Source organism: Glaesserella parasuis (assembly GCF_002015085.1).
GTDB lineage: Bacteria > Pseudomonadota > Gammaproteobacteria > Enterobacterales > Pasteurellaceae > Glaesserella > Glaesserella parasuis.
In genome coordinates this window covers 50,229-73,375 of record NZ_MUXW01000033.1, presented here as the reverse complement: position 1 = coordinate 73,375, position 23,147 = coordinate 50,229, and the positions used below count along the sequence as shown (strand labels likewise).

28 protein-coding genes are annotated in these 23,147 nt (G+C 40.3%); 19 read left to right on the top strand and 9 right to left on the bottom strand.

All coding sequences use genetic code 11. The annotated features are described in order from the left end of the window. The first annotated feature begins 37 nt into the window (after nucleotides 1-37). Nucleotides 38-1,204, top strand: a complete 1,167-nt coding sequence (locus tag B0183_RS08485; protein ID WP_021116239.1) for a chorismate mutase — start codon at nucleotides 38-40, stop codon at nucleotides 1,202-1,204. A 30-nt stretch (nucleotides 1,205-1,234) separates the two neighbouring features. On the opposite strand, the gene ung is transcribed toward B0183_RS08485, so the two are convergent. Further along, nucleotides 1,235-1,897, bottom strand: a complete 663-nt coding sequence (gene ung / locus B0183_RS08480; protein WP_005711048.1) for a uracil-DNA glycosylase — start codon at nucleotides 1,895-1,897, stop codon at nucleotides 1,235-1,237. Between the two features lie 195 nt (nucleotides 1,898-2,092). On the opposite strand from ung, the gene grcA reads away from it, so the two are divergent. Then, entirely contained in the window at nucleotides 2,093-2,476 is a 384-nt protein-coding gene (gene grcA, locus B0183_RS08475; RefSeq protein WP_015939701.1) for an autonomous glycyl radical cofactor GrcA, read from the top strand. Nucleotides 2,477-2,562: 86 nt separating this feature from the next. On the opposite strand, the gene accC is transcribed toward grcA, so the two are convergent. The 7 genes from accC to dapD form a co-directional block, all read right to left on the bottom strand. Beyond that, complete coding sequence (gene accC, locus B0183_RS08470; RefSeq protein ID WP_021111186.1) at nucleotides 2,563-3,906, bottom strand: acetyl-CoA carboxylase biotin carboxylase subunit; 1,344 nt, start codon at nucleotides 3,904-3,906, stop codon at nucleotides 2,563-2,565. Nucleotides 3,907-3,984: 78 nt separating this feature from the next. Then, nucleotides 3,985-4,455, bottom strand: coding sequence for an acetyl-CoA carboxylase biotin carboxyl carrier protein (accB, locus tag B0183_RS08465; RefSeq protein WP_021111188.1), 471 nt, complete (start codon nucleotides 4,453-4,455; stop codon nucleotides 3,985-3,987). 196 nt (nucleotides 4,456-4,651) lie between these two features. Continuing rightward, complete coding sequence (aroQ, locus tag B0183_RS08460) at nucleotides 4,652-5,095, bottom strand: type II 3-dehydroquinate dehydratase (RefSeq protein WP_021112778.1); 444 nt, start codon at nucleotides 5,093-5,095, stop codon at nucleotides 4,652-4,654. Between the two features lie 11 nt (nucleotides 5,096-5,106). Then, complete coding sequence (arsC, locus tag B0183_RS08455) at nucleotides 5,107-5,442, bottom strand: arsenate reductase (glutaredoxin) (protein WP_021111191.1); 336 nt, start codon at nucleotides 5,440-5,442, stop codon at nucleotides 5,107-5,109. Nucleotide 5,443: 1 nt separating this feature from the next. After that, on the bottom strand, nucleotides 5,444-6,745 hold the full coding sequence (paeA, locus tag B0183_RS08450; RefSeq protein WP_021112791.1) for a polyamine export protein PaeA: 1,302 nt from the start codon (nucleotides 6,743-6,745) through the stop codon (nucleotides 5,444-5,446). Nucleotides 6,746-6,869: 124 nt separating this feature from the next. Further along, nucleotides 6,870-7,481, bottom strand: coding sequence for a haloacid dehalogenase-like hydrolase (locus tag B0183_RS08445; RefSeq protein WP_078208652.1), 612 nt, complete (start codon nucleotides 7,479-7,481; stop codon nucleotides 6,870-6,872). 47 nt (nucleotides 7,482-7,528) lie between these two features. Further along, nucleotides 7,529-8,353 (bottom strand): 2,3,4,5-tetrahydropyridine-2,6-dicarboxylate N-succinyltransferase, encoded by an 825-nt coding sequence (dapD, locus tag B0183_RS08440; RefSeq protein ID WP_078208651.1) that lies wholly within the window; start codon nucleotides 8,351-8,353, stop codon nucleotides 7,529-7,531. Nucleotides 8,354-8,538: 185 nt separating this feature from the next. Between dapD and yceD the strand changes: the two genes are divergently transcribed. The 6 genes from yceD (at nucleotide 8,539) to B0183_RS08410 (ending at nucleotide 14,746) form a co-directional block, all read left to right on the top strand. Further along, entirely contained in the window at nucleotides 8,539-9,063 is a 525-nt protein-coding gene (gene yceD, locus B0183_RS08435) for a 23S rRNA accumulation protein YceD (protein WP_016527467.1), read from the top strand. Nucleotides 9,064-9,083: 20 nt separating this feature from the next. Then, complete coding sequence (gene rpmF / locus B0183_RS08430; protein ID WP_005711065.1) at nucleotides 9,084-9,245, top strand: 50S ribosomal protein L32; 162 nt, start codon at nucleotides 9,084-9,086, stop codon at nucleotides 9,243-9,245. 26 nt (nucleotides 9,246-9,271) lie between these two features. Next, nucleotides 9,272-10,297, top strand: coding sequence for a phosphate acyltransferase PlsX (plsX, locus tag B0183_RS08425; RefSeq protein ID WP_005711066.1), 1,026 nt, complete (start codon nucleotides 9,272-9,274; stop codon nucleotides 10,295-10,297). Between the two features lie 285 nt (nucleotides 10,298-10,582). Beyond that, complete coding sequence (locus B0183_RS08420) at nucleotides 10,583-11,947, top strand: diaminobutyrate--2-oxoglutarate transaminase (protein WP_044009373.1); 1,365 nt, start codon at nucleotides 10,583-10,585, stop codon at nucleotides 11,945-11,947. 124 nt (nucleotides 11,948-12,071) lie between these two features. After that, the gene (locus B0183_RS08415; RefSeq protein WP_021114142.1) at nucleotides 12,072-13,604 is read left to right on the top strand and encodes a pyridoxal phosphate-dependent decarboxylase family protein; all 1,533 of its coding nucleotides are present in this window, start codon (nucleotides 12,072-12,074) and stop codon (nucleotides 13,602-13,604) included. A 263-nt stretch (nucleotides 13,605-13,867) separates the two neighbouring features. Beyond that, the gene (locus B0183_RS08410) at nucleotides 13,868-14,746 is read left to right on the top strand and encodes an NAD(+) kinase (protein WP_021111199.1); all 879 of its coding nucleotides are present in this window, start codon (nucleotides 13,868-13,870) and stop codon (nucleotides 14,744-14,746) included. A 108-nt stretch (nucleotides 14,747-14,854) separates the two neighbouring features. On the opposite strand, the gene rph is transcribed toward B0183_RS08410, so the two are convergent. Further along, nucleotides 14,855-15,589, bottom strand: coding sequence for a ribonuclease PH (gene rph, locus B0183_RS08405; RefSeq protein WP_005711070.1), 735 nt, complete (start codon nucleotides 15,587-15,589; stop codon nucleotides 14,855-14,857). 90 nt (nucleotides 15,590-15,679) lie between these two features. Here rph and B0183_RS08400 point away from each other — a divergent pair, with 90 nt between their 5' ends. The 11 genes from B0183_RS08400 to B0183_RS08350 all read left to right on the top strand — a co-directional run bounded on the left by B0183_RS08400 (nucleotide 15,680) and on the right by B0183_RS08350 (nucleotide 23,147). After that, on the top strand, nucleotides 15,680-16,543 hold the full coding sequence (locus B0183_RS08400) for a YicC/YloC family endoribonuclease (protein WP_075592140.1): 864 nt from the start codon (nucleotides 15,680-15,682) through the stop codon (nucleotides 16,541-16,543). A 3-nt stretch (nucleotides 16,544-16,546) separates the two neighbouring features. Beyond that, the gene (gene murB / locus B0183_RS08395; protein ID WP_021114143.1) at nucleotides 16,547-17,575 is read left to right on the top strand and encodes a UDP-N-acetylmuramate dehydrogenase; all 1,029 of its coding nucleotides are present in this window, start codon (nucleotides 16,547-16,549) and stop codon (nucleotides 17,573-17,575) included. Between the two features lie 6 nt (nucleotides 17,576-17,581). Continuing rightward, nucleotides 17,582-18,343 (top strand): biotin--[acetyl-CoA-carboxylase] ligase, encoded by a 762-nt coding sequence (locus B0183_RS08390; protein ID WP_078208650.1) that lies wholly within the window; start codon nucleotides 17,582-17,584, stop codon nucleotides 18,341-18,343. Between the two features lie 201 nt (nucleotides 18,344-18,544). Continuing rightward, nucleotides 18,545-18,907 carry a YbaN family protein gene (locus B0183_RS08385; RefSeq protein ID WP_021112819.1) on the top strand — a complete coding sequence of 121 codons (363 nt, stop codon included), beginning with the start codon at nucleotides 18,545-18,547 and terminating at the stop codon, nucleotides 18,905-18,907. Nucleotides 18,908-18,959: 52 nt separating this feature from the next. Then, nucleotides 18,960-19,553, top strand: a complete 594-nt coding sequence (gene mog, locus B0183_RS08380; protein ID WP_021112822.1) for a molybdopterin adenylyltransferase — start codon at nucleotides 18,960-18,962, stop codon at nucleotides 19,551-19,553. An 8-nt stretch (nucleotides 19,554-19,561) separates the two neighbouring features. After that, a complete protein-coding gene (glnB, locus tag B0183_RS08375) occupies nucleotides 19,562-19,900 on the top strand; it encodes a nitrogen regulatory protein P-II (RefSeq protein ID WP_021112810.1) in 339 nt (112 codons plus the stop codon). Between the two features lie 8 nt (nucleotides 19,901-19,908). Continuing rightward, nucleotides 19,909-20,397: a signal peptidase II gene (gene lspA / locus B0183_RS08370; protein ID WP_021112806.1), complete on the top strand. Its 489-nt coding sequence runs from the start codon at nucleotides 19,909-19,911 to the stop codon at nucleotides 20,395-20,397. Next, nucleotides 20,398-21,342, top strand: coding sequence for a 4-hydroxy-3-methylbut-2-enyl diphosphate reductase (ispH, locus tag B0183_RS08365; RefSeq protein WP_021112801.1), 945 nt, complete (start codon nucleotides 20,398-20,400; stop codon nucleotides 21,340-21,342). Further along, a complete protein-coding gene (locus tag B0183_RS08360) occupies nucleotides 21,342-21,581 on the top strand; it encodes an FAD assembly factor SdhE (RefSeq protein ID WP_005711081.1) in 240 nt (79 codons plus the stop codon). Before ispH ends, B0183_RS08360 begins: the two co-directional genes overlap by 1 nt. 155 nt (nucleotides 21,582-21,736) lie before the next feature. After that, a complete protein-coding gene (gene mutY / locus B0183_RS08355) occupies nucleotides 21,737-22,882 on the top strand; it encodes an A/G-specific adenine glycosylase (RefSeq protein ID WP_035496019.1) in 1,146 nt (381 codons plus the stop codon). Further along, on the top strand, nucleotides 22,872-23,147 hold the full coding sequence (locus B0183_RS08350; RefSeq protein ID WP_005713208.1) for an oxidative damage protection protein: 276 nt from the start codon (nucleotides 22,872-22,874) through the stop codon (nucleotides 23,145-23,147). The genes mutY and B0183_RS08350 overlap by 11 nt, the downstream gene beginning before the upstream one ends.

The window sequence follows — 23,147 nt, the reverse complement described above, 5'->3', positions numbered from 1 at the left end:
AAAAAATTAGACACAACCGACCGCTTAGGAAAACGCAATGTCTTTAGATTTATCGGATATTCGACAACAAATCACTCAAATTGACCGCAACTTATTGAAATTATTATCGGAGCGTCATCGACTTGCGTTCGATGTAGTGAGAAGCAAAGAGATCACGAAAAAGCCTCTACGAGATATCGAACGTGAAAAACAGCTGTTACAAGAATTGGTTAGTTTTGCTCAAGCGGAAAATTATCAACTTGACCCACAATATGTAACGCAAATTTTCCAACGTATCATTGAAGACTCTGTCTTAACACAGCAACATTACTTGCAAAATAAACTGAATCAGAATCAAGAAAATGCCACCATTGCATTCTTAGGTATGCGTGGCTCTTATTCTCATCTTGCTTCTCGCCAGTTTATGAAAAACAGCACGGCTTCTTTAGTGGAACTCAGTTGCGAATCTTTCGATTCAGTTTTTGAAAAAGTTCAGCAAGATGAAGCCGATTATGGCGTGTTGCCGTTAGAAAATACCACATCAGGTTCTATCAATGAAGTTTATGATTTGTTGCAACATACAGACTTAACCCTTGTAGGCGAATTAGCTTATCCTATTAAACACTGTGTTTTAGGAACAAACAATGCTGATTTTGCCCAAGTGGATACCATTTATACCCACCCACAACCTGCACAACAATGTAGCCAATTTATTCATAGTTTAGATAAAGTGCATATCAAATACTGTGAAAGTAGTTCTCACGCTATGCAGTTAGTGGCTCGTTTAAATAAACCAAATTGCGTTGCGTTAGGTAATGAAGATGGCGGGAAATTGTACGGTTTAAGCGTGTTAAAAAGTGGTATTGCGAATCAAGAAAACAATATTACTCGCTTTATTGTAGTGTCTAAAAAAACTATCAATGTTTCGCCACAAGTACAGACCAAAACCTTGTTATTAATGACGACGACTCAACAAGCGGGTGCTTTGGTTGATGCGTTGATGGTGTTCAAGCAACACGGCATTCGTATGATTAAACTTGAATCTCGACCTATTTATGGTAAACCATGGGAAGAGATGTTCTATGTGGAATTAGATGCCAATATTCACAATGAAAATACCCAAAATGCCTTGAAAGAACTTGAAACAGTGACGAGTTTCTTAAAAGTATTGGGTTGCTATCCAAGTGAAATTATTGAGCCAGTCCAAATCAACAATATAAGTTAGGAAATCTCTTAGATATTCCTAGCATGTTACTTATAATGGCAGCTGCCAATTAATTTCTTCGACTCCGTGAGAACGAAGGTAATCATTGGTTTTTGAAAAATGGCGACAGCCTAAAAAGCCACGATGTGCAGAGAGCGGTGATGGGTGAGGGGCTGTGAGAACGCAATGACGAGAACGATCAATAAATTGCCCTTTTTTCTGAGCATGGCTTCCCCAAAGCAAAAATACCAGATTTTCACGATGTAGATTGAGTTGATGGATCACCTTATCAGTAAAGGTTTCCCAACCGATATTGGCGTGTGAATGTGCTTTTCCTTGCTCAACGGTGAGAACCGTATTTAACAATAGCACCCCTTGTTTTGCCCACTCAATGAGATAGCCGTGTGATGGTATTTGAAACCCAACATCTTGGGATAATTCTTTGTACATATTAACCAGCGAGGGAGGCGGAACAATTCCTGGTTTTACTGAAAAAGATAAACCGTGTGCCTGATTGGGGCCGTGATAAGGGTCTTGCCCTAAAATAACTACCTTCACATCTTTGAATTCAGTTAAAGCAAAAGCACTAAACACTTCATTTTGAGGTGGGTAAATTACTTTTCCAACTAAACGTTCTTGATGTACATATTGCAAAATATGTTGAAAATAGGGTTGTGTTTTTTCTTCCCCAATAGCATCAGTCCAACTGTTCATATTCTATCCTATTATTAAATTGTTAAAAATTAAAATGAACTGTTAATTCCTGTCTATTTTTTAAGCCACTATCAGTTTTTTTGATAAAAATGCTTAAATTTTTCTCGCTTTTTAAAGGGTTAAAGTTAAAATGCTCAAAATTTTTTGAAATTTTAAACTTTTTTTATAATTTACCCAACATACTAGGAGCTAAAAATGATCAAAGGTGTACAAATCACTGAATCTACCAACAAAAACTTATTAAACTCTTTCTGGTTATTAGATGAAGAGAAAAATGAAGCACGTTGCTTAGTAGCTAAAGGTGATTTCCAAGAAGACCAAATCGTTGCAATCAGCGAATTAGGTCAAGTTTCATACCGTGAAGTCCCAGTTAATGTTGCACCAACCATTAAAGTTGAGGGTGGTCAGCACTTAAACGTAAACGTATTACGTCGTGAAACATTAGAAGATGCAGTGAAAAACCCTGAGAAATATCCACAATTAACTATCCGTGTTTCTGGTTATGCAGTTCGTTTTAACTCATTAACACCAGAACAACAACGTGATGTTATTACTCGTACTTTCACTGAAAGTTTATAATTACATCTTTTCTCAGGCCCTACCGTAAGGTAGGGCTTTATTGTATCTATTTTGACATAGTAGCAGATATGTTTTCTACTATATCATTATTTTAAACCCAATTTCTTCTCAAGATAGTGGATATTCGTTCCACCCTTGCAGAAGTTTTCATCAGAAAGAATCTGTTTATGAAGTGGGATATTGGTTTTAATTCCTTCCACGATCGTTTCTGACAATGCATTTTCCATACGACGAATTGCAATATCACGATTTTCAGCAAAGGTAATCAATTTACCAATCATTGAATCATAATGCGGTGGAACAGAATAGCCCGCATAAATGTGAGAATCCCAACGAACACCTAATCCACCTGGAACGTGTAAACGGGTGATTTTACCCGGTGATGGTAAGAATGTACTTGGGTCTTCCGCATTAATACGGCATTCAATCGCGTGACCACGTACTTTAATATCTTCTTGTTTAACTGAGATTGGTAAACCTGCAGCAACACGAAGCTGTTCTTTTACAAGGTCAATACCTGTAATCATTTCTGTCACAGGGTGTTCCACTTGTAAACGGGTATTCATTTCAATAAAATAAAACTCGCCATTTTCAAATAAAAATTCAAATGTACCTGCACCACGATAGCCGATTTCACGGCACGCATTCGCACAACGTTCACCGATAAATTGACGTAATTCAGGGGTAATGCCTGGTGCTGGAGCTTCTTCCACCACTTTTTGATGGCGACGTTGCATAGAGCAATCACGCTCTGCTAAATAAACCGCATTGCCGTGTGTATCTGCAAGCACTTGGATTTCGATATGGCGTGGATTTTCAAGGTATTTTTCCATATAAACCATATCGTTATTAAAGGCTGCTTTCGCTTCTGCTTTGGTCATAGCAATAGATTCTTCCAAATCTTTTTCGTGATGAACCACACGCATACCACGGCCACCGCCGCCACCAGATGCTTTAATGATCACTGGATAACCAATCTTCTGTGCAATTTCTTTATTTTTGGCGACATCATTACCGATAGGACCACCAGAGCCAGGTACACAAGGTACGCCTGCTTTTTTCATCGCATTAATTGCAGAAACTTTATCGCCCATTAAACGAATTACATCTGCTGTTGGACCAATAAAGATAAAGCCTGAATTTTCTACTTGTTCTGCGAAGTTTGCATTTTCAGATAAGAAACCATAACCAGGGTGAATCGCATCAGCACCAGTTACTTCTGCAGCGGCAATAATCGCAGGAATATTTAAGTAACTTTTTGTCGATGGCGCAGGACCGATACACACTGTTTCATCCGCAAGGAGAACGTGTTTCAACTCACGGTCTGCCGTTGAGTGAACAGCAACCGTCTTAATGCCAAGTTCACGGCACGCACGCAGAATACGCAATGCAATTTCGCCACGGTTTGCAATGACAACTTTTTTTAACATAAGACAATGTCCTTAGTTGAACAAGCGGTCACTTGTTTGCAAAATGTTGCAACAATCTGACCGCTTGTAAGAAATGAATTATTCAATAATGAAGAGTTTTTGATCAAATTCAACCGCTTCGCCATCGTTTACAAGGATTGCTTTGATTACCCCTGCTTTGTCTGACTCGATACGGTTCATCATTTTCATTGCTTCAACAATACAAAGTGTATCGCCCACTTTCACGGTTTTACCCACTTCAACAAATGGTGCAGCTTCTGGGCTTGGGCTACGGTAGAATGTCCCTACCATTGGTGAAAGAATAGCGTGGCCAGCTACTTCCGCTGTCGGAGCTGGAGCTGCTGCAGGTGCGGTTTGAGCTGCTGGTGCAGGGGTTGCAATAGGTGCTGGAGCAGCTTGCGGTGCTGCAACATATTGTACTGCCGCAGGCGCAACTGCTGGGGCGGCACGGCTGATACGTACTGTACCTTCTTCTTCAGACACTTCTAATTCAGTAATGCCTGATTCTTCAACTAACTCGATAAGTTTTTTAATTTTGCGAATATCCATAGTGAGATCCGTATTTCAGTGTAAAAATAAACAGACTCTATGTTCAAAGAACATAGAGCAAAATTTTGCGTAGATTACCTGAAATTTTATTAATTTGCGACGAAAATCTGATAAATTTGCCGAATTTGTTAGCAAATTTGCTACTGATCGTAGCAGTTCAGTTTTCTTTTTTTACTTCAGACAACAAAAAGTGGATTTATTTCCCACTCTTTAGAAATTGAATAGCATAATCTAACGCATAATCGTAACCTTTTGCCCCTAAGCCACAGATCCCCCCTTTTGCCACATCGCTTAAATAAGAGTGGTGACGGAAAGGTTCACGAGCATGTACGTTGGATAGATGAACCTCAATAAAAGGAATAGCGACAGATAATAAGGCATCACGCAAGGCGACGCTGGTGTGAGTAAATGCACCTGGGTTGATAATAATAAAATCAACCTTTTGAAAGCCTTGATGAATGCGATTAATCAATGGTTCTTCACCATTTGCTTGAAAATAGTCAAACGCAAAGCCTTGTGCTTCTGCTTGTTGTTTTAAATGTTGTTCAATGTCAGAAAGGGTTTGTGAGCCGTAGATATGCGGTTCACGTTTTCCAAGCATATTTAGGTTTGGGCCGTTTAATAGTAAGATGGTTTTCATAACTTTCCTTTTTATAACAAGGTGTTCACTAACTCAGGCGGTCTGCAAAGTTTTGTACCTTTCTGACCGCTTACAAATGGTCGGTTTAGTAGATTAGGATATTGGGCAATCAAGGCGAAAATATCGTTGTCACTCATTTCTGGGGTAATCTGTTGATAAGCCTCTACATCGGTACGAATGGCTTCTCGAACAGATAATCCGCTTTCTGTAATAAGTCGTTTAATTACGGTAATATCCAGAGGCACGTTGAGATACTCTATGATTATCGGTTCAATGCCTGCCGCTTGAATGATCGCAAGTGTTTCACGAGATTTGCTGCACTTTGGGTTGTGGTAAATAGTTAGCATTTTATTCCTCTGATTTTCGATCTTTTCTAAACGACACCATCAGTTGATCGATCTTGAAGTTTTCCGTATCAATAATTTCAAACTTATATTTATCGTACAGTACAAAATCAGTCTTTTTCGGTACTTTTCGTAGCATATACATCATAAAACCGCTGATGGTTTCGTAGTTTTCTTGATTTGGGAAGGCTTCAATATCTAAGGCTCGCATTACATCTTCTAACGGTGTTGAGCCATCAACCAGCCAAGAGTCTTCATCACGGCGAACAATCTGCTCTTCTTCATTAGATACTAATTCGCCCATTACAATACTCATCACATCATTTAAGGTCACAATCCCCACGACTAACGCATATTCATTAATAATCACCGCAAAATCTTCACCCGATGATTTAAACAGTTCTAACACTTCAAACAGCGAAAGAGTATCAGGGATAAACAATGCCTTGCGTAACACACGGCTATCGATCAATTTAACGTTTTCTTCTTGTAAATAGAGCGTCAATAAGGTGTGAGATTCGACATAGCCTAAAATCTTATCCAAACTGCCGTCAGTAATAATCAGTTTGGAATGGGAATTTTCTTTCAGTGTTTCAATAATTTGCTGGCGATTAAAGGATTTATCAAGAAAAACAATATGCTCACGAATTGTCATTGTTGAAGTCACTGTTCGCTGTTGCATATCAAAAATATTTTCGATCAGATAATGTTCTTGAGCTTTCAGCACTCCCGCTTCCGCACCTGCATCAACAATAGCAACAATATCATCAGAAGTCATAGTTTCTTCACGAACAGTCGGAATACGAAATAGTCTAAACAAAGCATTCGCAAGCGGATCAAGTAACAACACAAATGGCTTAAATAAAATAATGCTAAATGACATTAAATTAACCATTTTCATTGCCACTTTTTCAGGGTTTGCAATCGCCAAACGTTTTGGTATTAAATCGGAAAAGATAATGAACGCCACTGTCACCAACGTAAAAGAAATCCACGATGACGCTGTTTCTAGCCAAGCGACTTGGCTGTATTGAGAAAGAAAACGATAAATATAAGGGGTAAGCGAACCCTCGCCGAACATACCGCCCAACACCGCAATCACATTTTGAGCAATCTGAACTACTGTAATAAATTGCCCAGGCTCTTCTTGAAACTTCAATACTTTCTGTGCTTTCTCATTACCCTCGTTAATTAAATTCTGTAACTTAAGTTTACGCACTGAGGCTAAAGAGATTTCCCCAGCAGAAATGATTGCACTGGCGATGACCAATAAAATAATGATTAAGATCGATTCAGATAATCCCATAATTGATATACGTTAATTTAAAAATTGCACAAGATTATAGCAAAGCTAGGGATTAGGGGCAAAAATAGCAAGCGGGTAAATGAGCAAGACACTTTGCAAAAAGCAGCTCTCATCTAACCACTTGCTACATATTGAAAGGAACAATTTTACCTTCTTGAGTAATCAACATTGCCTTTTTGCAACGTTTAAACATCGGTAAATCCGTCATACTATCGGAATAACCAACGTCAAACTGAATAGCAGGCTGAACACGTTCATCAAGCATTTTGACCTTATTTTCCGCTAAACAGCGTTCTTTAAGCAAAATTGCACCATACTGATGAACAAGGCTAGAGCCAATCAAATGTACATTCGGCTGTTGAAGCAAATCGGCATAAAAATGGGAAATTAACTCTACAGGGCTACCTGAGATAATCCAAATTTGATCTTGCTGAGTAAGATGTTGTTTAAGTGCTTGTTGAACCTGAGGTAATGGCGTTAGGCTAAAGTAGTCTTTGAAATCAACAAGATACTTCTCCATTTGAGATGTTGAACAACCAAAGGTAATAAGAAAGTTTAGAATATTTAAACTCCATCTTGCCGTTGGAAAAAAGGCGTAAATCACTAATGCAAGCGGATAAATAGGCAAGAAAATCAGTAAATTGAGAATACGCTTTCTGAGCAAAAATCTCATAAAGGCGAATTCAATATCTTCCTTATGCAATGTGCCATCAAGATCGAAAAAGATATGTTTCATAGGATTTTCAATAAATAAAGGGAGGTAGAACCTCCCTAAAATAACAATTACTCTTCGATAGAACGTAATAAATCGTTGATACCCACTTTACCACGGGTTTTCTCATCTACCTTTTTCACGATGACAGCACAGTAAAGGTTATATTTACCATCTTTTGACGGAAGGCTACCTGAAACCACCACAGAACCGGCAGGAACACGACCGTAATGGATTTCGCCCGTTTCACGATCATAAATTTTGGTGGATTGACCGATAAACACACCCATTGAAATCACACAGCCATCTTCAACAATCACACCTTCTACGATTTCAGAACGTGCGCCAATAAAACAGTTATCACCAATAATCGTTGGGTTAGCTTGTAACGGCTCTAACACACCGCCGATACCCACGCCACCTGATAAATGCACGTTTTTACCGATTTGCGCGCAAGAACCCACCGTTACCCAAGTATCCACCATTGTACCTTCGCCAACATAAGCACCGATGTTCACAAATGATGGCATTAACACCACGTTTTTCTCGATGTGTGAACCTTGACGCACAACGGCACCTGGAACAGCACGGATACCATCTGCTTTGAACTGCTCTTCGCTATATTTACCGTATTTGGTCGGCACTTTGTCGTAGTATTTAGTTTCTGCACCATCAATGATTTCGTTGTCGTTGATACGGAATGAAAGTAAAACCGCTTTTTTCACCCATTGATTAACAACCCATTCACCATCAATTTTTTCTGCAACACGCAGTGAACCATTATCTAATCCTTTAATCACTTCTTCGACAGCCGCACGAGTTTGTGTATCAACAGTTTTTGGAGTAATTTCAGCACGACGCTCGAACGCCGCTTCAATAATTGCTTGTAATAACATTTGCATTTCCTTCTTGTAAGTTAAATAAAAACGGCGAACGTTTTAACATATAAGCGGTGGGATTGCTACTAAATTTCACCAAATAATGTAATAGATACATATAAGCGGCATGATTCTACGGATTTTTTACAAATCCAGATTTTCTCTTTGACTAGTTGCTTCAAAATCTGTAATATTCGCACCCTATGCAAAAGGTAAAACTACCCCTAACTATTGACCCATATAAAGACGCTCAGCGTCGAATGGACTACGAAGGCTACATTTCTGCGAACCTACTTAGCCGTTTGGGTGAATCTGTTGGTCAAGTGCTGGGCGATGCACAAGTTACTTTATCGTTATATGTTGATCCGCAAAAACTCACAGTGGTTAAAGGCAGTGCGAAAGTTGATGTGGAGCTAGACTGTCAACGTTGTAGTAACCCATTTACGCAAACACTCGACTGCACATTTTGTTTCAGTCCAGTGTCTAATATGGATCAGGCGGACAATTTGCCCGAGATTTATGAACCAATTGAAGTTGATTCTTTTGGTGAGATAAATTTGCTAGATATGATAGAAGACGAATTCATTCTGTCATTACCCCTAGTGCCGATGCATACCGATGAACACTGTGAAGTGTCCGAAAGCGAATTAGTTTTTGGCGAATTACCAGAAGAACTGGCAAAGAAACCAAATCCTTTCGCAATATTAGCTAATTTAAAGAAAAACTAGATCTAGTAGGAGTATAGCCAATGGCTGTTCAACAAAATAAGAAATCTCGTTCACGTCGTGATATGCGTCGTTCACACGATGCATTAACCACAGCTGCAGTATCTGTAGATGCACGTGGCGAAACCCACTTACGTCACCACGTTACCGCTGACGGTTATTACCGTGGTCGTAAAATCAAATAATCAATTGGATCTCGTAGAGGTTTAAATTGACTCATCTAACTCTTGCGTTAGATGCGATGGGCGGGGACTTTGGTCCCCGTATTACTATCCCCGCATTATCACTTGCGTTGGCTCAACATCCAATACTCAGTTGCATCTTGTTCGGAGACCAAGCTGAAATATCCCCCTATCTCAATAAACTTTCTCCCGATATTCAACAACGTATCGAATTAGTCCATACAACAAAAGTGATCGAAGCAGACTTGCCTTTTGTGCAAGCGATTCGGCAAAGTAAAGGCAGTTCAATGCGTTTAGCGATTGAAGCGGTAGAAAATGGAAATGCTCAAGGCTGTGTAAGTGGCGGAAATACAGGTGTACTAATGGGGCTGGCAAAACAATTGATTGAACCCTTGCCAAACATTGATCGTCCCGCATTAACATCTTTGATTCCAACAATTAACGGCAACTCAAGTGTGATGTTAGATCTTGGTGCAAACGTTGAAGCAGATAGTGAACTATTGCTTCAGTTTGCGGAAATGGGCAATGTGTTTGCAGAAGTGATGTTGGATTTGGTCTATCCACGTTTAGCGTTGCTGAATATTGGAACAGAAGAGCATAAAGGAACACAGCAAATTCGAGATGCTCACCAGCAATTAAAACAATGTAATCATCTAAATTACATTGGCTTCTTAGAAGGGGATAAATTAATGAATCATCTTGCTGATGTAATTGTCTGCGATGGATTTAGCGGTAATGTTGCACTTAAAACACTTGAAGGTGCGGCAAAAAATATCCTTTCACTCTTTAAAAAAACAACGGAAGATTCACATCTTTGTCGCAATACCAAACGTTATTTACTACGTTTAATCTTTTATCGTTACTATAAAAAGCTACAACAGATCAACCCTGATCGCCATAACGGTGCCACACTGCTCGGCTTATCGTCCGTGGTTGTAAAAAGCCATGGTGGGGCAAGTGAGCGAGCGTTTTTCTATGCAATTGATTACGCCAAACAACAAATTAAAAATAACATCCCTACAAAAATCTCCCAAAGACTTATTCTAAACAATTAAGCTCGCTGTATCACAGGTAAAGTTTTATCCAGAAAAAACTTTTCTTTTTTTTAAAAATCGCTACTATACGCCGTCCTCAAATATAACCCAACATTTGAGGCGTTGTTTCCAACCTATCCAATCCTAGGGAGCAATAGGGTAAAAACAAAAAAGCTGAAACGCTTTTTTTAATAAGTAGCGAGTCAAATGCCCCAAGGCATCTTATCTTTCAAGATAAGAAAGCTTAGGCTTCCCGCAAGGCACCCGACTTATTTTTTTAACCTCTTATAGAAGGTCTATTTTCAAATGACAACAATTCCTGTAAATCCGATCAATCAAGCAACTAACGAATATTACTTAACTCGTCAAAACGAAATGGAATCGAATGTTCGTAGTTATCCTCGTAAATTACCGCTTGCAATTGCAAAAGCACAAGGTTGCTGGGTCACTGACGTTGAAGGTAACGAATATTTAGATTGCTTGGCTGGTGCAGGTACTTTAGCACTCGGACATAATCACCCAGCCGTTATTCAGGCTATTCAAGATGTATTAGCAAGTGGTTTACCGCTTCATACCCTTGATTTAACTACGCCGTTAAAAGATGCTTTTACCGAAGAACTACTCTCTTTCTTCCCGAAAGGTGAATACCGTTTACAATTCTGTGGCCCTTCTGGTGCGGACGGCACAGAAGCAGCAATCAAATTAGCGAAAACCTATACAGGTCGCGGTAATGTAATTGCATTCTCAGGTGGCTACCACGGTATGACCCACGGTTCGCTCTCAATGACAGGTAACCTTAATGCGAAAAATGCCGTGCAAAACTTAATGGCAGGCGTACAGTTTATGCCATATCCACACGAATACCGTTGCCCATTAGGTATCGGTGGTAAAGAAGGTGTTGATGCTTTAACTTACTATTTTGAGAACTTTATCGAAGATGTTGAAAGCGGTGTGGTAAAACCAGCAGCTGTTATTCTTGAAGCAATTCAAGGTGAAGGCGGTGTGGTTACCGCACCAGTGAAATGGTTACAAAAAATCCGTGAAGTAACGAAAAAACACGGAATTGTGTTGATTTTAGATGAAGTTCAGGCAGGGTTCTGCCGTTCAGGTAAAATGTTCGCCTTTGAACACGCAGGCATTGAGCCAGATGTTGTGGTAATGTCAAAAGCTGTAGGTGGTAGCTTACCGCTTGCTGTACTTGCGATCAAAAAAGAGTTTGACGCTTGGCAGCCAGCAGGACACACAGGTACATTCCGTGGTAACCAATTAGCAATGGCAACAGGTTATGCGTCACTTAAAATTATGCGTGAGCAAAATCTGGCGAAAAACGCAGAAGAGCGTGGTGCATTCTTAAAAGCAGAATTGCAAAAACTAGCACAACAATATCCGTGTATCGGTAACGTTCGTGGTAAAGGTTTGATGATGGGGATCGAAATTGTTGATGAGCGTCAGCCACAAGATCGCATCGGTTCTTACCCTGCAGATAGCGGACTTGCTGCGGAAATCCAAAAAGCCTGCTTTAAAAACAAATTATTGTTAGAGCGTGGCGGTCGTGGCGGTAACGTTGTGCGTATCCTTTGCCCATTAATCATCACTCAAGCAGAATGTGAAGAGATGATTAAACGTTTCAGCAAATCGGTTGCCGATGCGTTGAGCACAGTGCGTGGATAATTCGTTAACAAGCGGTCGGGAATTGCAAAATTTTTACCAAATGTGACCGCTTGTAGGGTGCGTGTAAACGCACCTTTCGTCTATTAATACGGTGCGTTGATACGCACCCTACGAGAAAAGAAAAATGGCTGATATTTCAAAACACAAACAAGCCCTATTCTGCAATGACGCTCAATCTATTGCAGACTACCAAAGCTCAATGGAAACCGCCGTACAAGCGGTGAGTAACTGGCTACAAAATGAAAAAATGTACACCGGCGGTAGCATTAAACAGCTACGCTCAGAAATTGCCTTTAACCCATCAAAAGAAGGCTTAGGCGTTGCTAAATCCCTAGATCGCTTAATTGAATTATTCCTCAACAAAAGTTTAAAAGTACACCACCCACACTCTTTGGCTCATTTACACTGTCCAACAATGGTCACCAGCCAAATCGCCGAAGTATTAATCAATGCCACCAATCAATCAATGGACTCTTGGGATCAAAGCCCAGCAGGTTCATTAATGGAAGTGCAACTCATCGAGTGGTTGCGTGAAAAAGTAGGCTACGGCAAAGGACAAGCGGGTGTTTTCACTTCTGGTGGTACGCAATCTAACCTAATGGGCGTATTACTTGCTCGTGATGCGTGCATTGCAAAACACTGGAAAAATGCCGACGGCACAGAATGGTCAGTGCAACGTAACGGTATTCCGCCTGATGCAATGCAAAAAGTAAAAGTGGTTTGCTCGGAAAATGCACACTTCTCTGTGCAAAAAAATATGGCAATGATGGGAATGGGGTTCCAATCTGTTGTAACTGTACCGTGCAATGAAAATGCCCAAATGGACATCAATGCGTTGGAAGCGACCTTAGCCAAACTTTATTTAGAAGGCAAAGTTGTGGCTTGCGTTGTGGCAACAGCAGGCACAACGGACGCAGGGGCGATCGATCCACTCAAAGCCATTCGTGCGATTACCAACAAATTCGGTGTTTGGTTACACGTTGATGCGGCGTGGGGCGGTGCATTACTGCTATCCAATGAATATCGCCATTTCCTAGACGGTATCGAACTCACCGACTCAATCACCCTTGATTTCCACAAACACTTCTTCCAAAGTATCTCTTGTGGCGCGTTTTTATTAAAAGATGAAAACGAATACCGCTACATCGACTACAAAGCAGATTATCTCAACTCAGAGTATGACGAAGAACACGGTGTACCAAACTTAGTGGCAAAATCACTACAAACCACCCGTCGTTTTGACGCATTAAAATTATGGTTTACTGTGGAAGCCCTTGGTGAAAATCTTTACGGTTCAATGATTGACCACGGCGTGAAATTAACTCGTGCCGTTGCAGACTACATCAAAGCGACCGACGGCTTAGAGCTATTAGTTGAACCTCAATTTGCTTCCGTGTTGTTCCGTGTTGTACCGCAAGGCTACCCAGCAGAGTTTGTTGATACCTTGAACCAGAACGTTGCAGATGAACTCTTTGCCCGTGGCGAAGCGAATATCGGCGTAACCAAAGTGAACAACATACAATCGCTAAAAATGACCACCTTAAGTCCAATTGCGACCTTAGAAAACGTTCAGGCTTTATTAGCTCAAGTATTGAGTGAAGCAGAGCGTATCAAAGATGCAATTGCAAAAGGTGAATATACACCGGCGATTGATTAAACATAAAGAGTTTCTAGGATGATGAATAAAAATTAATTTATACGCTATAAAACGAATAAGAAATCATCAATAACTCTTTTATTTAGTTCATTTTTAGTTAAATTCATGCTAACCCTATAAAATAGATGACACCCTATTTTATAGGGTAATTTTTTATTTATCCCTAAGATTTAAACAATTAGTAAGCTGATAGGAAAAAGATGACAAACAGCAGATTGCGTACTACCATATAGCCAAATTTTATTAGATAACGAGTTCAAATGATGCACCGTAGATTTCAAACCATTGCGATTGTCGGCAAACCTCGTCACGATATAGCTTTAGAAACGCATTTAGCTGTGTATAACTGGCTAAAAGATCGTAAATATAATGTGTTAGTCGAAGAAAAAATTGCCACTCAACTCAATTTAGCTAACCCGATGAGCATTGCAGAAATTGGCGAATGGGCGGATTTAGTAATTGTGATTGGTGGTGACGGTAATATGCTGGGTATGGCTCGGCAATTAGCGAAATATCGTGTACCACTGATTGGCATTAACCGTGGAAATCTTGGTTTTTTAACAGATATTGCCCCTCAAACAGCCTTTGAGCAACTGCATAGTTGCCTTGAGCGTGGCGAGTTTATGATTGAAGAACGTTTCTTACTTGATGCGAAAATTGAGCAAAATGGTAAGATCATTGAAGCAAATAATGCCCTCAATGAAGTTGTCGTTCACTCTAGCCAAATCGCTCGTACTATTGATTTTGAAGTGAGTATTGATGGCAAATTTGCTTTTTCGCAACGTTCCGACGGGTTAATTATTGGAACACCTACAGGTTCAACCGCCTATTCGCTTTCCGCCGGTGGCCCAATCTTAACCCCTAATTTAAATGCGATTGCTCTTGTTCCGATGAACCCACACAGCCTTTCTTCTCGTCCTTTGGTTGTCGATGGCGATAGTGTTATTTCAATGCGTTTTGCTGAGTACAATCAGTCAAATTTAGTGATTAGCTGTGATAGCCAACGTTTACTGCCGTTTAGCCCTGATGAACGTATTCTTGTGCAAAAAAGCCCGGATAAGTTGCGTCTATTGCATTTAAAAGATTACAACTACTTTAATGTTTTAGGTTCAAAATTGGGCTGGTTGAGTAAGTTATTTTGACATAATATGTTTCAAAAAATTGGCATAGCGACTATTTTGTCTACTATGCCCCAATATTGCTGGGAATAATCCCCTAAATGATTTCTTAAAATTTTAATTTTTGTACGACTATCGTATAACATCAGAAGTTGCATTTAGCGCCTGACGCTGTGCTTCAAACAACTGCTCAATCCCTTTCTGTGCTAAATCAAGGAGTTGCAATAATTCCATATGGCTGAACGGTTCACCTTCGGCAGTGCCTTGTACTTCCACTAAACGACCGTCTTCAACCATCACCACATTCATATCGGTTTCTGCGTTAGAGTCTTCCACATATTCCAAATCACAGACCGCTTGCCCATCGACAATCCCTACAGAAATTGCCGCCACTAATCCTTTCATCGGATTTTCTTTCAATAAGCCATCGGCGATCAATTTGTTAATCGCATCGTGTAACGCAACGCAAGCCCCTGTGATAGACGCTGTGCGTGTACCGCCGTCGGCTTGTATCACATCACAATCTACCGTAATTGTACGCTCACCTAAGGCTTTCAAATCAACGACTGCACGCAAAGAGCGAGCGATTAAACGCTGAATTTCCATTGTACGACCGCCTTGTTTGCCTTTCGCCGCTTCACGTTGGGTTCGGCTATGGGTTGCTCTTGGCAACATACCGTATTCGGCTGTCACCCAACCTTGTTGTTGCCCTTTGAGAAAACGTGGTACAGTTTCTTCGACAGTGGCATTACACAGCACTTTGGTTTCACCAAATTCCACCAACACAGACCCTTCGGCATAGCGAGTATAGTTACGAGTGATTTTTACAGGACGAGTTTGATCAACAGGACGATTATTTGGACGCATATTTATTCCCTTTCTCTAAAAAATTTCCCCTATTCTAGCAGAATACCAAGTACAATATGCCAAATTTTGTAACAAAGAGAAAAGAGTACAATGATTTACAGTATGACCGCTTTCGCCCACCTTGAGCTTAAAAAAGAGTGGGGTAACGCCGTATGGGAAATCCGTTCGGTTAATCAACGTTTTTTAGAAACTTATTTCCGTCTGCCTGAAGCCTTTCGCAATTTGGAAATGACCTTGCGTGAACGTCTGCGTACGACACTAACCCGTGGTAAAGTAGAGTGTAGTTTACGCATTGAATTAAATGCTAATCAAAACAATGGCTTAGCTTTAAATCAAGAGTATGCCAAACAGGTGATAAGTTCATTACAATGGCTAAAAGAAACGGCTCAAGAAGGCGAAATTAACTTGGTGGATATTCTGCGTTTCCCTGGGGTTGTCGATAACCAAAATCAAGATCTCGACCAGATCAGTCAAGATTTATTAGACGGTTTTGAGCAGATCCTTGTAGAATTTATTGCAATGCGTGGACGTGAAGGGACGAATTTACAAGCCTTAATTCAACAGCGTTTAGACGCTATTGCCACAGAAGCAACAAAAGTACAGGCTCAAATGCCGAGCGTTTTACAGTGGCAAAAAGACCGCTTGCAACAGCGTTTTGATGAACTGAACTTGCAACTTGATCCACAACGTTTAGAGCAAGAAATGGTACTACTGGCTCAAAAAGTCGATGTGGCGGAAGAGTTAGACCGCTTACAGCTACACGTCAAAGAAACCACGTCTATTTTGAAAAAAGGCGGTGCAGTTGGACGTAAATTAGACTTTATGATGCAAGAGCTAAATCGTGAAGCGAATACGCTGGCATCAAAATCGATTAACGCTGATGTCACTAATTCTGCCGTTGAGTTGAAAGTGTTAATTGAACAGATGCGTGAGCAAATTCAGAATTTGGAGTAGTCAATGAGTCAGACCTTAACCCCATTTCATACCTTTCATTTGCCTGCAAAAGCATCGGTCATTATCGAGTTCAACAGTATTGAACAACTATTAACCGAATGGCAAAAAGCTGATCACGCACAACAACCGATTTTATTGTTAGGGCAAGGCTCTAATGTGCTGTTTTTAGATGATTTTGACGGCACAGTATTAGTCAATAAGCTCAAAGGGATCGAGCATCGTCAAGATGAGCATTTTCATTATTTACAGGTTGCAGGTGGTGAAAATTGGCATGAGTTAGTGCAATGGACATTGCAACAAGGAATTGGCGGGCTTGAAAATCTGGCGTTAATTCCTGGTGTTGCTGGCTCTGCACCGATTCAAAATATCGGGGCTTACGGGGTAGAATTTGAGCGTGTTTGCGATTATGTCGATGTACTAAATCTCAAAACGGGTGAGCTGTTCCGTTTAACGAAAAACGAGTGTGAGTTTGGCTATCGAGAAAGTGTATTCAAGCATCAATATCGTGAGCATTATGCGATTGTGGCTGTCGGTTTGAAGTTGGCAAAGGTGTGGCAACCTGTTTTAAATTACGGTTCTTTGGCACAATTTGATCCAAACACAGTAACGCCACAGCAAGTGTTTGATGAAGTCTGTACCGTACGCCGAGCGAAATTACCAAATCCTGATGAGTTTGGTAATGCGGGTAGTTTCTTTAAAAATCCCGTAGTGGAATTTGCAAAATTTCAACAGATTCAGACCGCTTACCCGAATATTCCACACTATCCACAAGCGGATGGTTCAGTCAAATTACCTGCAGGCTGGTTAATTGACCAAGCAAATTTAAAAGGTTTCCAAATTGGCGGAGCGGCAGTTCATACCCAGCAAGCACTGGTGCTGATTAATAAAGAGAATGCCACTGGGGCTGATGTTGTGGCATTAGCAAAAGAAGTCCGTCGTCAAGTCCGTGAAAAATTTGGCGTGGAATTACACCCAGAAGTACGTTTTATGGGACGACAGGGCGAAGTGGATAGTGAATTTGTGACAAGGTAATTGGCAATGGGATTTGATCAACATTTAATTACATCGGCATTAACCCAAGGACAAGCTCTTGTATTTAAAGAGATTGACTCTACTAACGAATATCTACTGACGCACTATAAAACCTTACCGTCAGGCTTACTTTGTGTTGCAGAATCCCAAACGGCGGGGCGTGGCAGACGTGGACGGCAGTGGTATTCACCTGAAAGTCAAAACGTTTATTTTTCAATGTTATGGCACTATCCTTCATTGGATATTCCACAGCTCTCATCACTAAGTTTAGTGGTATCAGTATTAATTGCCGAGACCTTCCAAACACTGAACGTACCGTATATTCAAATTAAATGGCCCAATGATATTTACTATCAAGGTAAAAAAATGGGGGGCATTCTAATTGAGAGCCGTGTCGATAAAACGGGAATTTACCTTGTGATTGGCATCGGCTTGAATTTAGGAATGAACGCTGTCGATAAAAATGTGGTAACGCAGGCTTGGAGCGATCTCTCAGAACATCAGATAGATCGTTCCCAACTGGTTGCTGAGCTAGCTAAACGTTTACAAAATGCCCTAGTGACTTATCCACAAACCACCTTTGAACCCTACGCAGAACGTTGGCAACAGTTTGATATTTTCCGTCATCAAGCGGTTAGATTAATCACTGAAAATGAAGAAATTCACGGGATTTCCCTTGGGATTAATGAAGAAGGGGAATTGATTCTGCAACAAGGGGAAATTATCCGCCGTTTTGCGACAGGTGAAATGTCATTGAGAGGAAACTAATCGTCCCTATCTCAATTCATATTTTAGGGATGCCGTAATCAAAAGAGTTAGTGAAAGTTAGAAAAACAGAACCAACACTTTGGTCCACTATGCTTTTTTAGGCTGTAAAAATAGTTATATACTTTCTAGTTGCTTGCTTCGTTGAAAAATGAATTGAATTAACATATTATCAACATCTATCACTACTTTTCCCTTAAATACATGAAAGCACTATTCATCTTACTCGGTTTTATCTCAATTATATTAGGTTTAATAGGTATTATTGTACCTGGGCTACCTACCACCCCATTTTTGCTTTTAGCACTCTATTGTTTTGGCAAAAGTTCTGAACGACTAACACAGTGGTTCTTATCTACCACTATCTATTCCAAATATCTCAAGTCTTTCGATCAAACACGAGCAATGACACTTAAACAGAAAATCAGTATTTTGGCATTTTCTGTTCCGTTCTGTATTTTTGCGTTCTTTGTAATCCCTCATATCATCGGCAAACTGATCTTAATTGCTGTGATTATCTTTCAATATTATTACTTCATCTTTAAGATTAAGACTTTAGAAAAATAGGCTCTCAAGGTAAAATAACAAGCAGTCTAAATTTGTAAAAAAGAGAAAGAAAATGCCCGCTTGTTTAAGCAAAGAAACCTTAAAAATTGGCTTAGTTTCCGTATCCGACCGAGCATCTGCAGGTGTTTATGCCGATCAAGGCATTCCTGAATTACAGGCTTGGCTACAAACTGCCATTACCACGCCTTTTGAACTTGAAACTCGTCTAATTCCTGATGAACAAGCGGTTATTGAGCAAACACTAATTGAATTAGTCGATAACCTCGCTTGTCACTTAGTCTTAACCACAGGCGGAACAGGTCCTGCTAAACGTGATGTCACGCCCGATGCAACCTTAGCCGTTGCTCACCGTGAAATGCCTGGCTTTGGCGAACAGATGCGACAAGTGAGTTTACATTTTGTACCAACGGCTATTCTCTCTCGTCAATTGGGGGCAATTCGACATAGCTCACTAATTTTAAACCTTCCTGGACAGCCAAAGGCAATTAAAGAAACCTTAGAAGGCGTGAAAGATCAAGATGGCAAAGTGCTTGTTCGAGGTATTTTCAGTGCAGTTCCCTACTGTTTACAACTTTTAAGCGACATTTATATTGAAACTTACCCTGAAATTTGTGAGAGTTTTAGACCAAAATCAGCAAGAAGATAGGATAACTTATGAAAAAAATTGAAGCGATTATTAAACCATTCAAATTAGATGATGTCCGTGAAGCATTAACGGATGTGGGAATTACGGGAATGACGGTCACTGAAGTCAAAGGTTTTGGTCGTCAAAAAGGGCATACGGAACTTTATCGTGGGGCAGAATATGCGATTGATTTCCTGCCAAAAGTGAAATTAGAAATTATTGTGGCTGATGAGCAAGTTGATGAATGTATTGAAGCGATCATTGATACCGCACAAACAGGCAAAATCGGCGATGGTAAAATCTTTGTGTATAATGTAGAACGTGTTATTCGTATTCGTACGGGCGAAGAGAACGAAGAAGCAATTTAAGGAATAAAATGAAAAAAACAGGTTTATCGTGGTTGTGGTTAAGTGCCGTGGTATTAATCACAGATTTATTGAGCAAATACATTGTGGTACAACGCTTTGAGCTTTATGAAAGCGTGAATGTTCTGCCGATCTTTAATCTTACGTATGTGAGAAACTATGGGGCGGCGTTTAGCTTCTTAGCGGATCACTCAGGCTGGCAAAAATATTTCTTTTTAGGTTTAGCTATTGTCATTTCTATTGCATTGATTGTAATGCTGTTTAAAAATAAAGCGGAGCTCAAACTGCAAAATTCAGCTTATGCCTTGATTATTGGTGGGGCAATAGGCAATGCGGTTGATCGTGCTTATAATGGCTATGTGGTTGATTTTTTAGATTTTTATTGGGACATTTATCATTATCCTGTATTTAACATTGCCGATATTGGTATTGTGGTGGGGGCAGGATTGCTGATTTTAGAATCCATTTTAGAACATCGTAAAAGTAAAAAGAGTAATTAAATGAACATTATTTTAGCGAATCCAAGAGGGTTCTGTGCAGGTGTAGATCGTGCTATTTCAATTGTAGAGCTTGCACTTGAAATTCACGGCGCACCGATTTATGTGCGTCACGAAGTTGTACACAATCGCTTTGTGGTGGACGGATTAAAAGCCAAAGGGGCGATATTTGTTGAAGAGCTTGATGAAGTACCAGACGGTGCTATTGTGATTTTCTCTGCTCACGGCGTTTCTCAATCCGTTCGCCACGAAGCTAAACGTCGTGAGTTGAAAGTGTTTGACGCAACCTGCCCGCTTGTAACCAAAGTCCATATGCAAGTGGCTAGAGCGAGCAAAAAAGGCACAAAAGCGATTTTAATCGGACACGAAGGACACCCTGAAGTCGTCGGCACAATGGGGCAATATGATAATGAGAAAGGGGGTATTTTCCTTGTAGAAGATGTGGAAGATATTGCTAAACTTGGCTTAAAAGAAGATGAGGATCTGACTTTTATGACCCAAACTACTTTATCTATCGACGATACCAGCGATGTGATTGAAGCCTTAAAACAGAAATACCCTGCAATTCAAGGTCCGCGTAAAAATGATATTTGCTATGCCACTACGAACCGTCAGCAAGCGGTGAGAGAATTGGCGAAATTAGCACAGTTAGTGCTAGTAGTGGGGTCTAAAAACTCGTCCAACTCAAATCGTTTAGCCGAGTTGGCTTCTCGAATGGGAACACCGTCACAGTTAATTGATGGGCCGCAGGACATTGATCCGAACTGGCTACAAGGGGTAACAACTATCGGTATTACTGCAGGTGCATCTGCCCCTGAAATATTGGTGCAGTCAGTGGTTGAACACTTAAAAACATTGGGTGTTACCAAAGTTGAAGAACTGGAAGGTTGTGAAGAAAATACCGTATTTGAAGTGCCAAGAGAGCTACGCATTACGGAGGTAAACTGATGAATCGTTTTAGAATTGAATGGGAATGCCGTCGAGGTATGCGTGAATTAGATAAAATGATTATGCCGTTTTATCAAGAACATTTTGATAGTTTAACCGCTGAACAACAGCGCACTTTCGTGGAAATGCTTCGCTATACCGATCCCGAACTGTTCCGCTGGTTTATGAATCAAGACACACCGCCAACAGAGGCATTGCAAGAGATGGTGAGATTGATTCAATCGAAATTGGTCTATTGAGTAATGATATGTAGGTAAAGTATTTAGCATGTTAGATAAAATGGTTGTTTATAATCCCTGTTTGTGTGTGGGAAAACCCAAAAGAACTATAGAAATATTTTCTTTGGAGCTAACGTTGATCAGCCCCTATTATTAAGACTTATATCATTATCTAAATGAAAAAAGAAAAATCCGAATTTCCCTTGGCACAATCTCGTGTCGATGCCCCTTTTGCCAAAGGCGTATTGGCGTGGTATCAGCAATACGGGCGTAAACATCTGCCGTGGCAACAAAATAAAACCTTGTATGGCGTTTGGTTATCCGAAGTGATGTTACAGCAAACCCAAGTGGCAACGGTTATTCCCTATTTTGAGCGTTTTGTTCAACGTTTTCCAACCATTGTTAATTTAGCCAACGCACCGATTGATGAAGTGTTGCATTTATGGACTGGGTTAGGCTATTACGCAAGGGCAAGAAATCTACATAAAGCGGCACAGCAAATTCGAGATGAATTTGGCGGTCAGTTTCCGACGGATTTTACCGATGTATTTGCACTTTCAGGTGTCGGCAGAAGTACGGCTGGGGCGGTGCTGTCTTCGGTACTTGATGCTCCGTACCCGATTTTAGATGGCAATGTTAAGCGTGTGCTGTCTCGTTATTTCGCAGTCGAAGGTTGGTCGGGCGAAAAAGCAGTTGAAAATAAATTGTGGGATCTGACCGCTCGTGTTACACCAACTTCGCAAGTTGCGGATTTTAATCAGGCGATGATGGATTTAGGGGCAATGATTTGCACACGATCTAAGCCGAAATGTTCCCTTTGTCCGTTAGAAAAGGGCTGTCAGGCAAATGCTCAACAGGCTTGGGCGGATTTTCCTGCTAAAAAACCGAAAAAGGTGTTGCCAGAAAGACAGAGCTACTTTTTGATTTTAAAACAGGGGACAAAAGTCTTATTGGAAAAACGTGAAGCAAAAGGACTTTGGGGCGGACTTTATGTCTTTCCGCAATTTGAGCATTTAGATGATCTCAAGCGGTCAGTTTCAGGCAGAAATGTGCAATTTACCCAATTAATTGCCTTTCGGCATACTTTTAGCCATTTTCATTTGGATATTTATCCGATTCTGGCGGAACTTAGTTTACAAAGAAATGCCGAAATCTTACCGCTTGGAGTGGCAGAAAATCAGGGAAATTATCATTTGCGTGTATCTTCAACAGCGGATTATTGGTATGATTTAACTCAACCTAGCGAAGTGGGTTTAGCAACCCCAATAAAACGCATTTTAGACGAATTAACTTTGACATTAGGACAGAAAAATGGCGCGTAATGTATTTTGTGCATATTTGAAACAAGAAGCAGAAGGTTTAGATTTTCAACTTTATCCTGGGGAATTAGGTAAACGTATTTTTGATTCAATCAGTAAACAAGCGTGGGCAGAGTGGATCAAAAAGCAGACAATGTTAGTCAATGAGAAGAAGCTTAATATGATGAACCCTGAACATCGTCAGCTTCTGGAAACAGAAATGGTGAATTTTTTGTTTGAAGGAAAAGAAGTCCATATTGAAGGTTATGTGCCTGTAGAGTCAAAATAG

Excerpts from the sequence above, each read along its gene's own strand:
- murB (WP_021114143.1), top strand. The coding sequence starts at position 16,547 with ATGAGTCAGACCTTAACCCCATTTCATACCTTTCATTTGCCTGCAAAA.
- B0183_RS08410 (WP_021111199.1), top strand. The coding sequence starts at position 13,868 with ATGCACCGTAGATTTCAAACCATTGCGATTGTCGGCAAACCTCGTCAC.
- B0183_RS08420 (WP_044009373.1), top strand. The coding sequence starts at position 10,583 with ATGACAACAATTCCTGTAAATCCGATCAATCAAGCAACTAACGAATAT.
- arsC (WP_021111191.1), bottom strand. The coding sequence starts at position 5,442 with ATGCTAACTATTTACCACAACCCAAAGTGCAGCAAATCTCGTGAAACA.
- rpmF (WP_005711065.1), top strand. The coding sequence starts at position 9,084 with ATGGCTGTTCAACAAAATAAGAAATCTCGTTCACGTCGTGATATGCGT.
- B0183_RS08385 (WP_021112819.1), top strand. The coding sequence starts at position 18,545 with ATGAAAGCACTATTCATCTTACTCGGTTTTATCTCAATTATATTAGGT.
- paeA (WP_021112791.1), bottom strand. The coding sequence starts at position 6,745 with ATGGGATTATCTGAATCGATCTTAATCATTATTTTATTGGTCATCGCC.
- lspA (WP_021112806.1), top strand. The coding sequence starts at position 19,909 with ATGAAAAAAACAGGTTTATCGTGGTTGTGGTTAAGTGCCGTGGTATTA.
- ispH (WP_021112801.1), top strand. The coding sequence starts at position 20,398 with ATGAACATTATTTTAGCGAATCCAAGAGGGTTCTGTGCAGGTGTAGAT.
- aroQ (WP_021112778.1), bottom strand. The coding sequence starts at position 5,095 with ATGAAAACCATCTTACTATTAAACGGCCCAAACCTAAATATGCTTGGA.
- ung (WP_005711048.1), bottom strand. The coding sequence starts at position 1,897 with ATGAACAGTTGGACTGATGCTATTGGGGAAGAAAAAACACAACCCTAT.
- glnB (WP_021112810.1), top strand. The coding sequence starts at position 19,562 with ATGAAAAAAATTGAAGCGATTATTAAACCATTCAAATTAGATGATGTC.
- B0183_RS08400 (WP_075592140.1), top strand. The coding sequence starts at position 15,680 with ATGATTTACAGTATGACCGCTTTCGCCCACCTTGAGCTTAAAAAAGAG.
- dapD (WP_078208651.1), bottom strand. The coding sequence starts at position 8,353 with ATGTTATTACAAGCAATTATTGAAGCGGCGTTCGAGCGTCGTGCTGAA.
- accC (WP_021111186.1), bottom strand. The coding sequence starts at position 3,906 with ATGTTAAAAAAAGTTGTCATTGCAAACCGTGGCGAAATTGCATTGCGT.
- yceD (WP_016527467.1), top strand. The coding sequence starts at position 8,539 with ATGCAAAAGGTAAAACTACCCCTAACTATTGACCCATATAAAGACGCT.
- mutY (WP_035496019.1), top strand. The coding sequence starts at position 21,737 with ATGAAAAAAGAAAAATCCGAATTTCCCTTGGCACAATCTCGTGTCGAT.
- B0183_RS08485 (WP_021116239.1), top strand. The coding sequence starts at position 38 with ATGTCTTTAGATTTATCGGATATTCGACAACAAATCACTCAAATTGAC.
- accB (WP_021111188.1), bottom strand. The coding sequence starts at position 4,455 with ATGGATATTCGCAAAATTAAAAAACTTATCGAGTTAGTTGAAGAATCA.
- B0183_RS08390 (WP_078208650.1), top strand. The coding sequence starts at position 17,582 with ATGGGATTTGATCAACATTTAATTACATCGGCATTAACCCAAGGACAA.
- B0183_RS08445 (WP_078208652.1), bottom strand. The coding sequence starts at position 7,481 with ATGAAACATATCTTTTTCGATCTTGATGGCACATTGCATAAGGAAGAT.
- rph (WP_005711070.1), bottom strand. The coding sequence starts at position 15,589 with ATGCGTCCAAATAATCGTCCTGTTGATCAAACTCGTCCTGTAAAAATC.
- B0183_RS08360 (WP_005711081.1), top strand. The coding sequence starts at position 21,342 with ATGAATCGTTTTAGAATTGAATGGGAATGCCGTCGAGGTATGCGTGAA.
- B0183_RS08350 (WP_005713208.1), top strand. The coding sequence starts at position 22,872 with ATGGCGCGTAATGTATTTTGTGCATATTTGAAACAAGAAGCAGAAGGT.
- B0183_RS08415 (WP_021114142.1), top strand. The coding sequence starts at position 12,072 with ATGGCTGATATTTCAAAACACAAACAAGCCCTATTCTGCAATGACGCT.
- grcA (WP_015939701.1), top strand. The coding sequence starts at position 2,093 with ATGATCAAAGGTGTACAAATCACTGAATCTACCAACAAAAACTTATTA.
- mog (WP_021112822.1), top strand. The coding sequence starts at position 18,960 with ATGCCCGCTTGTTTAAGCAAAGAAACCTTAAAAATTGGCTTAGTTTCC.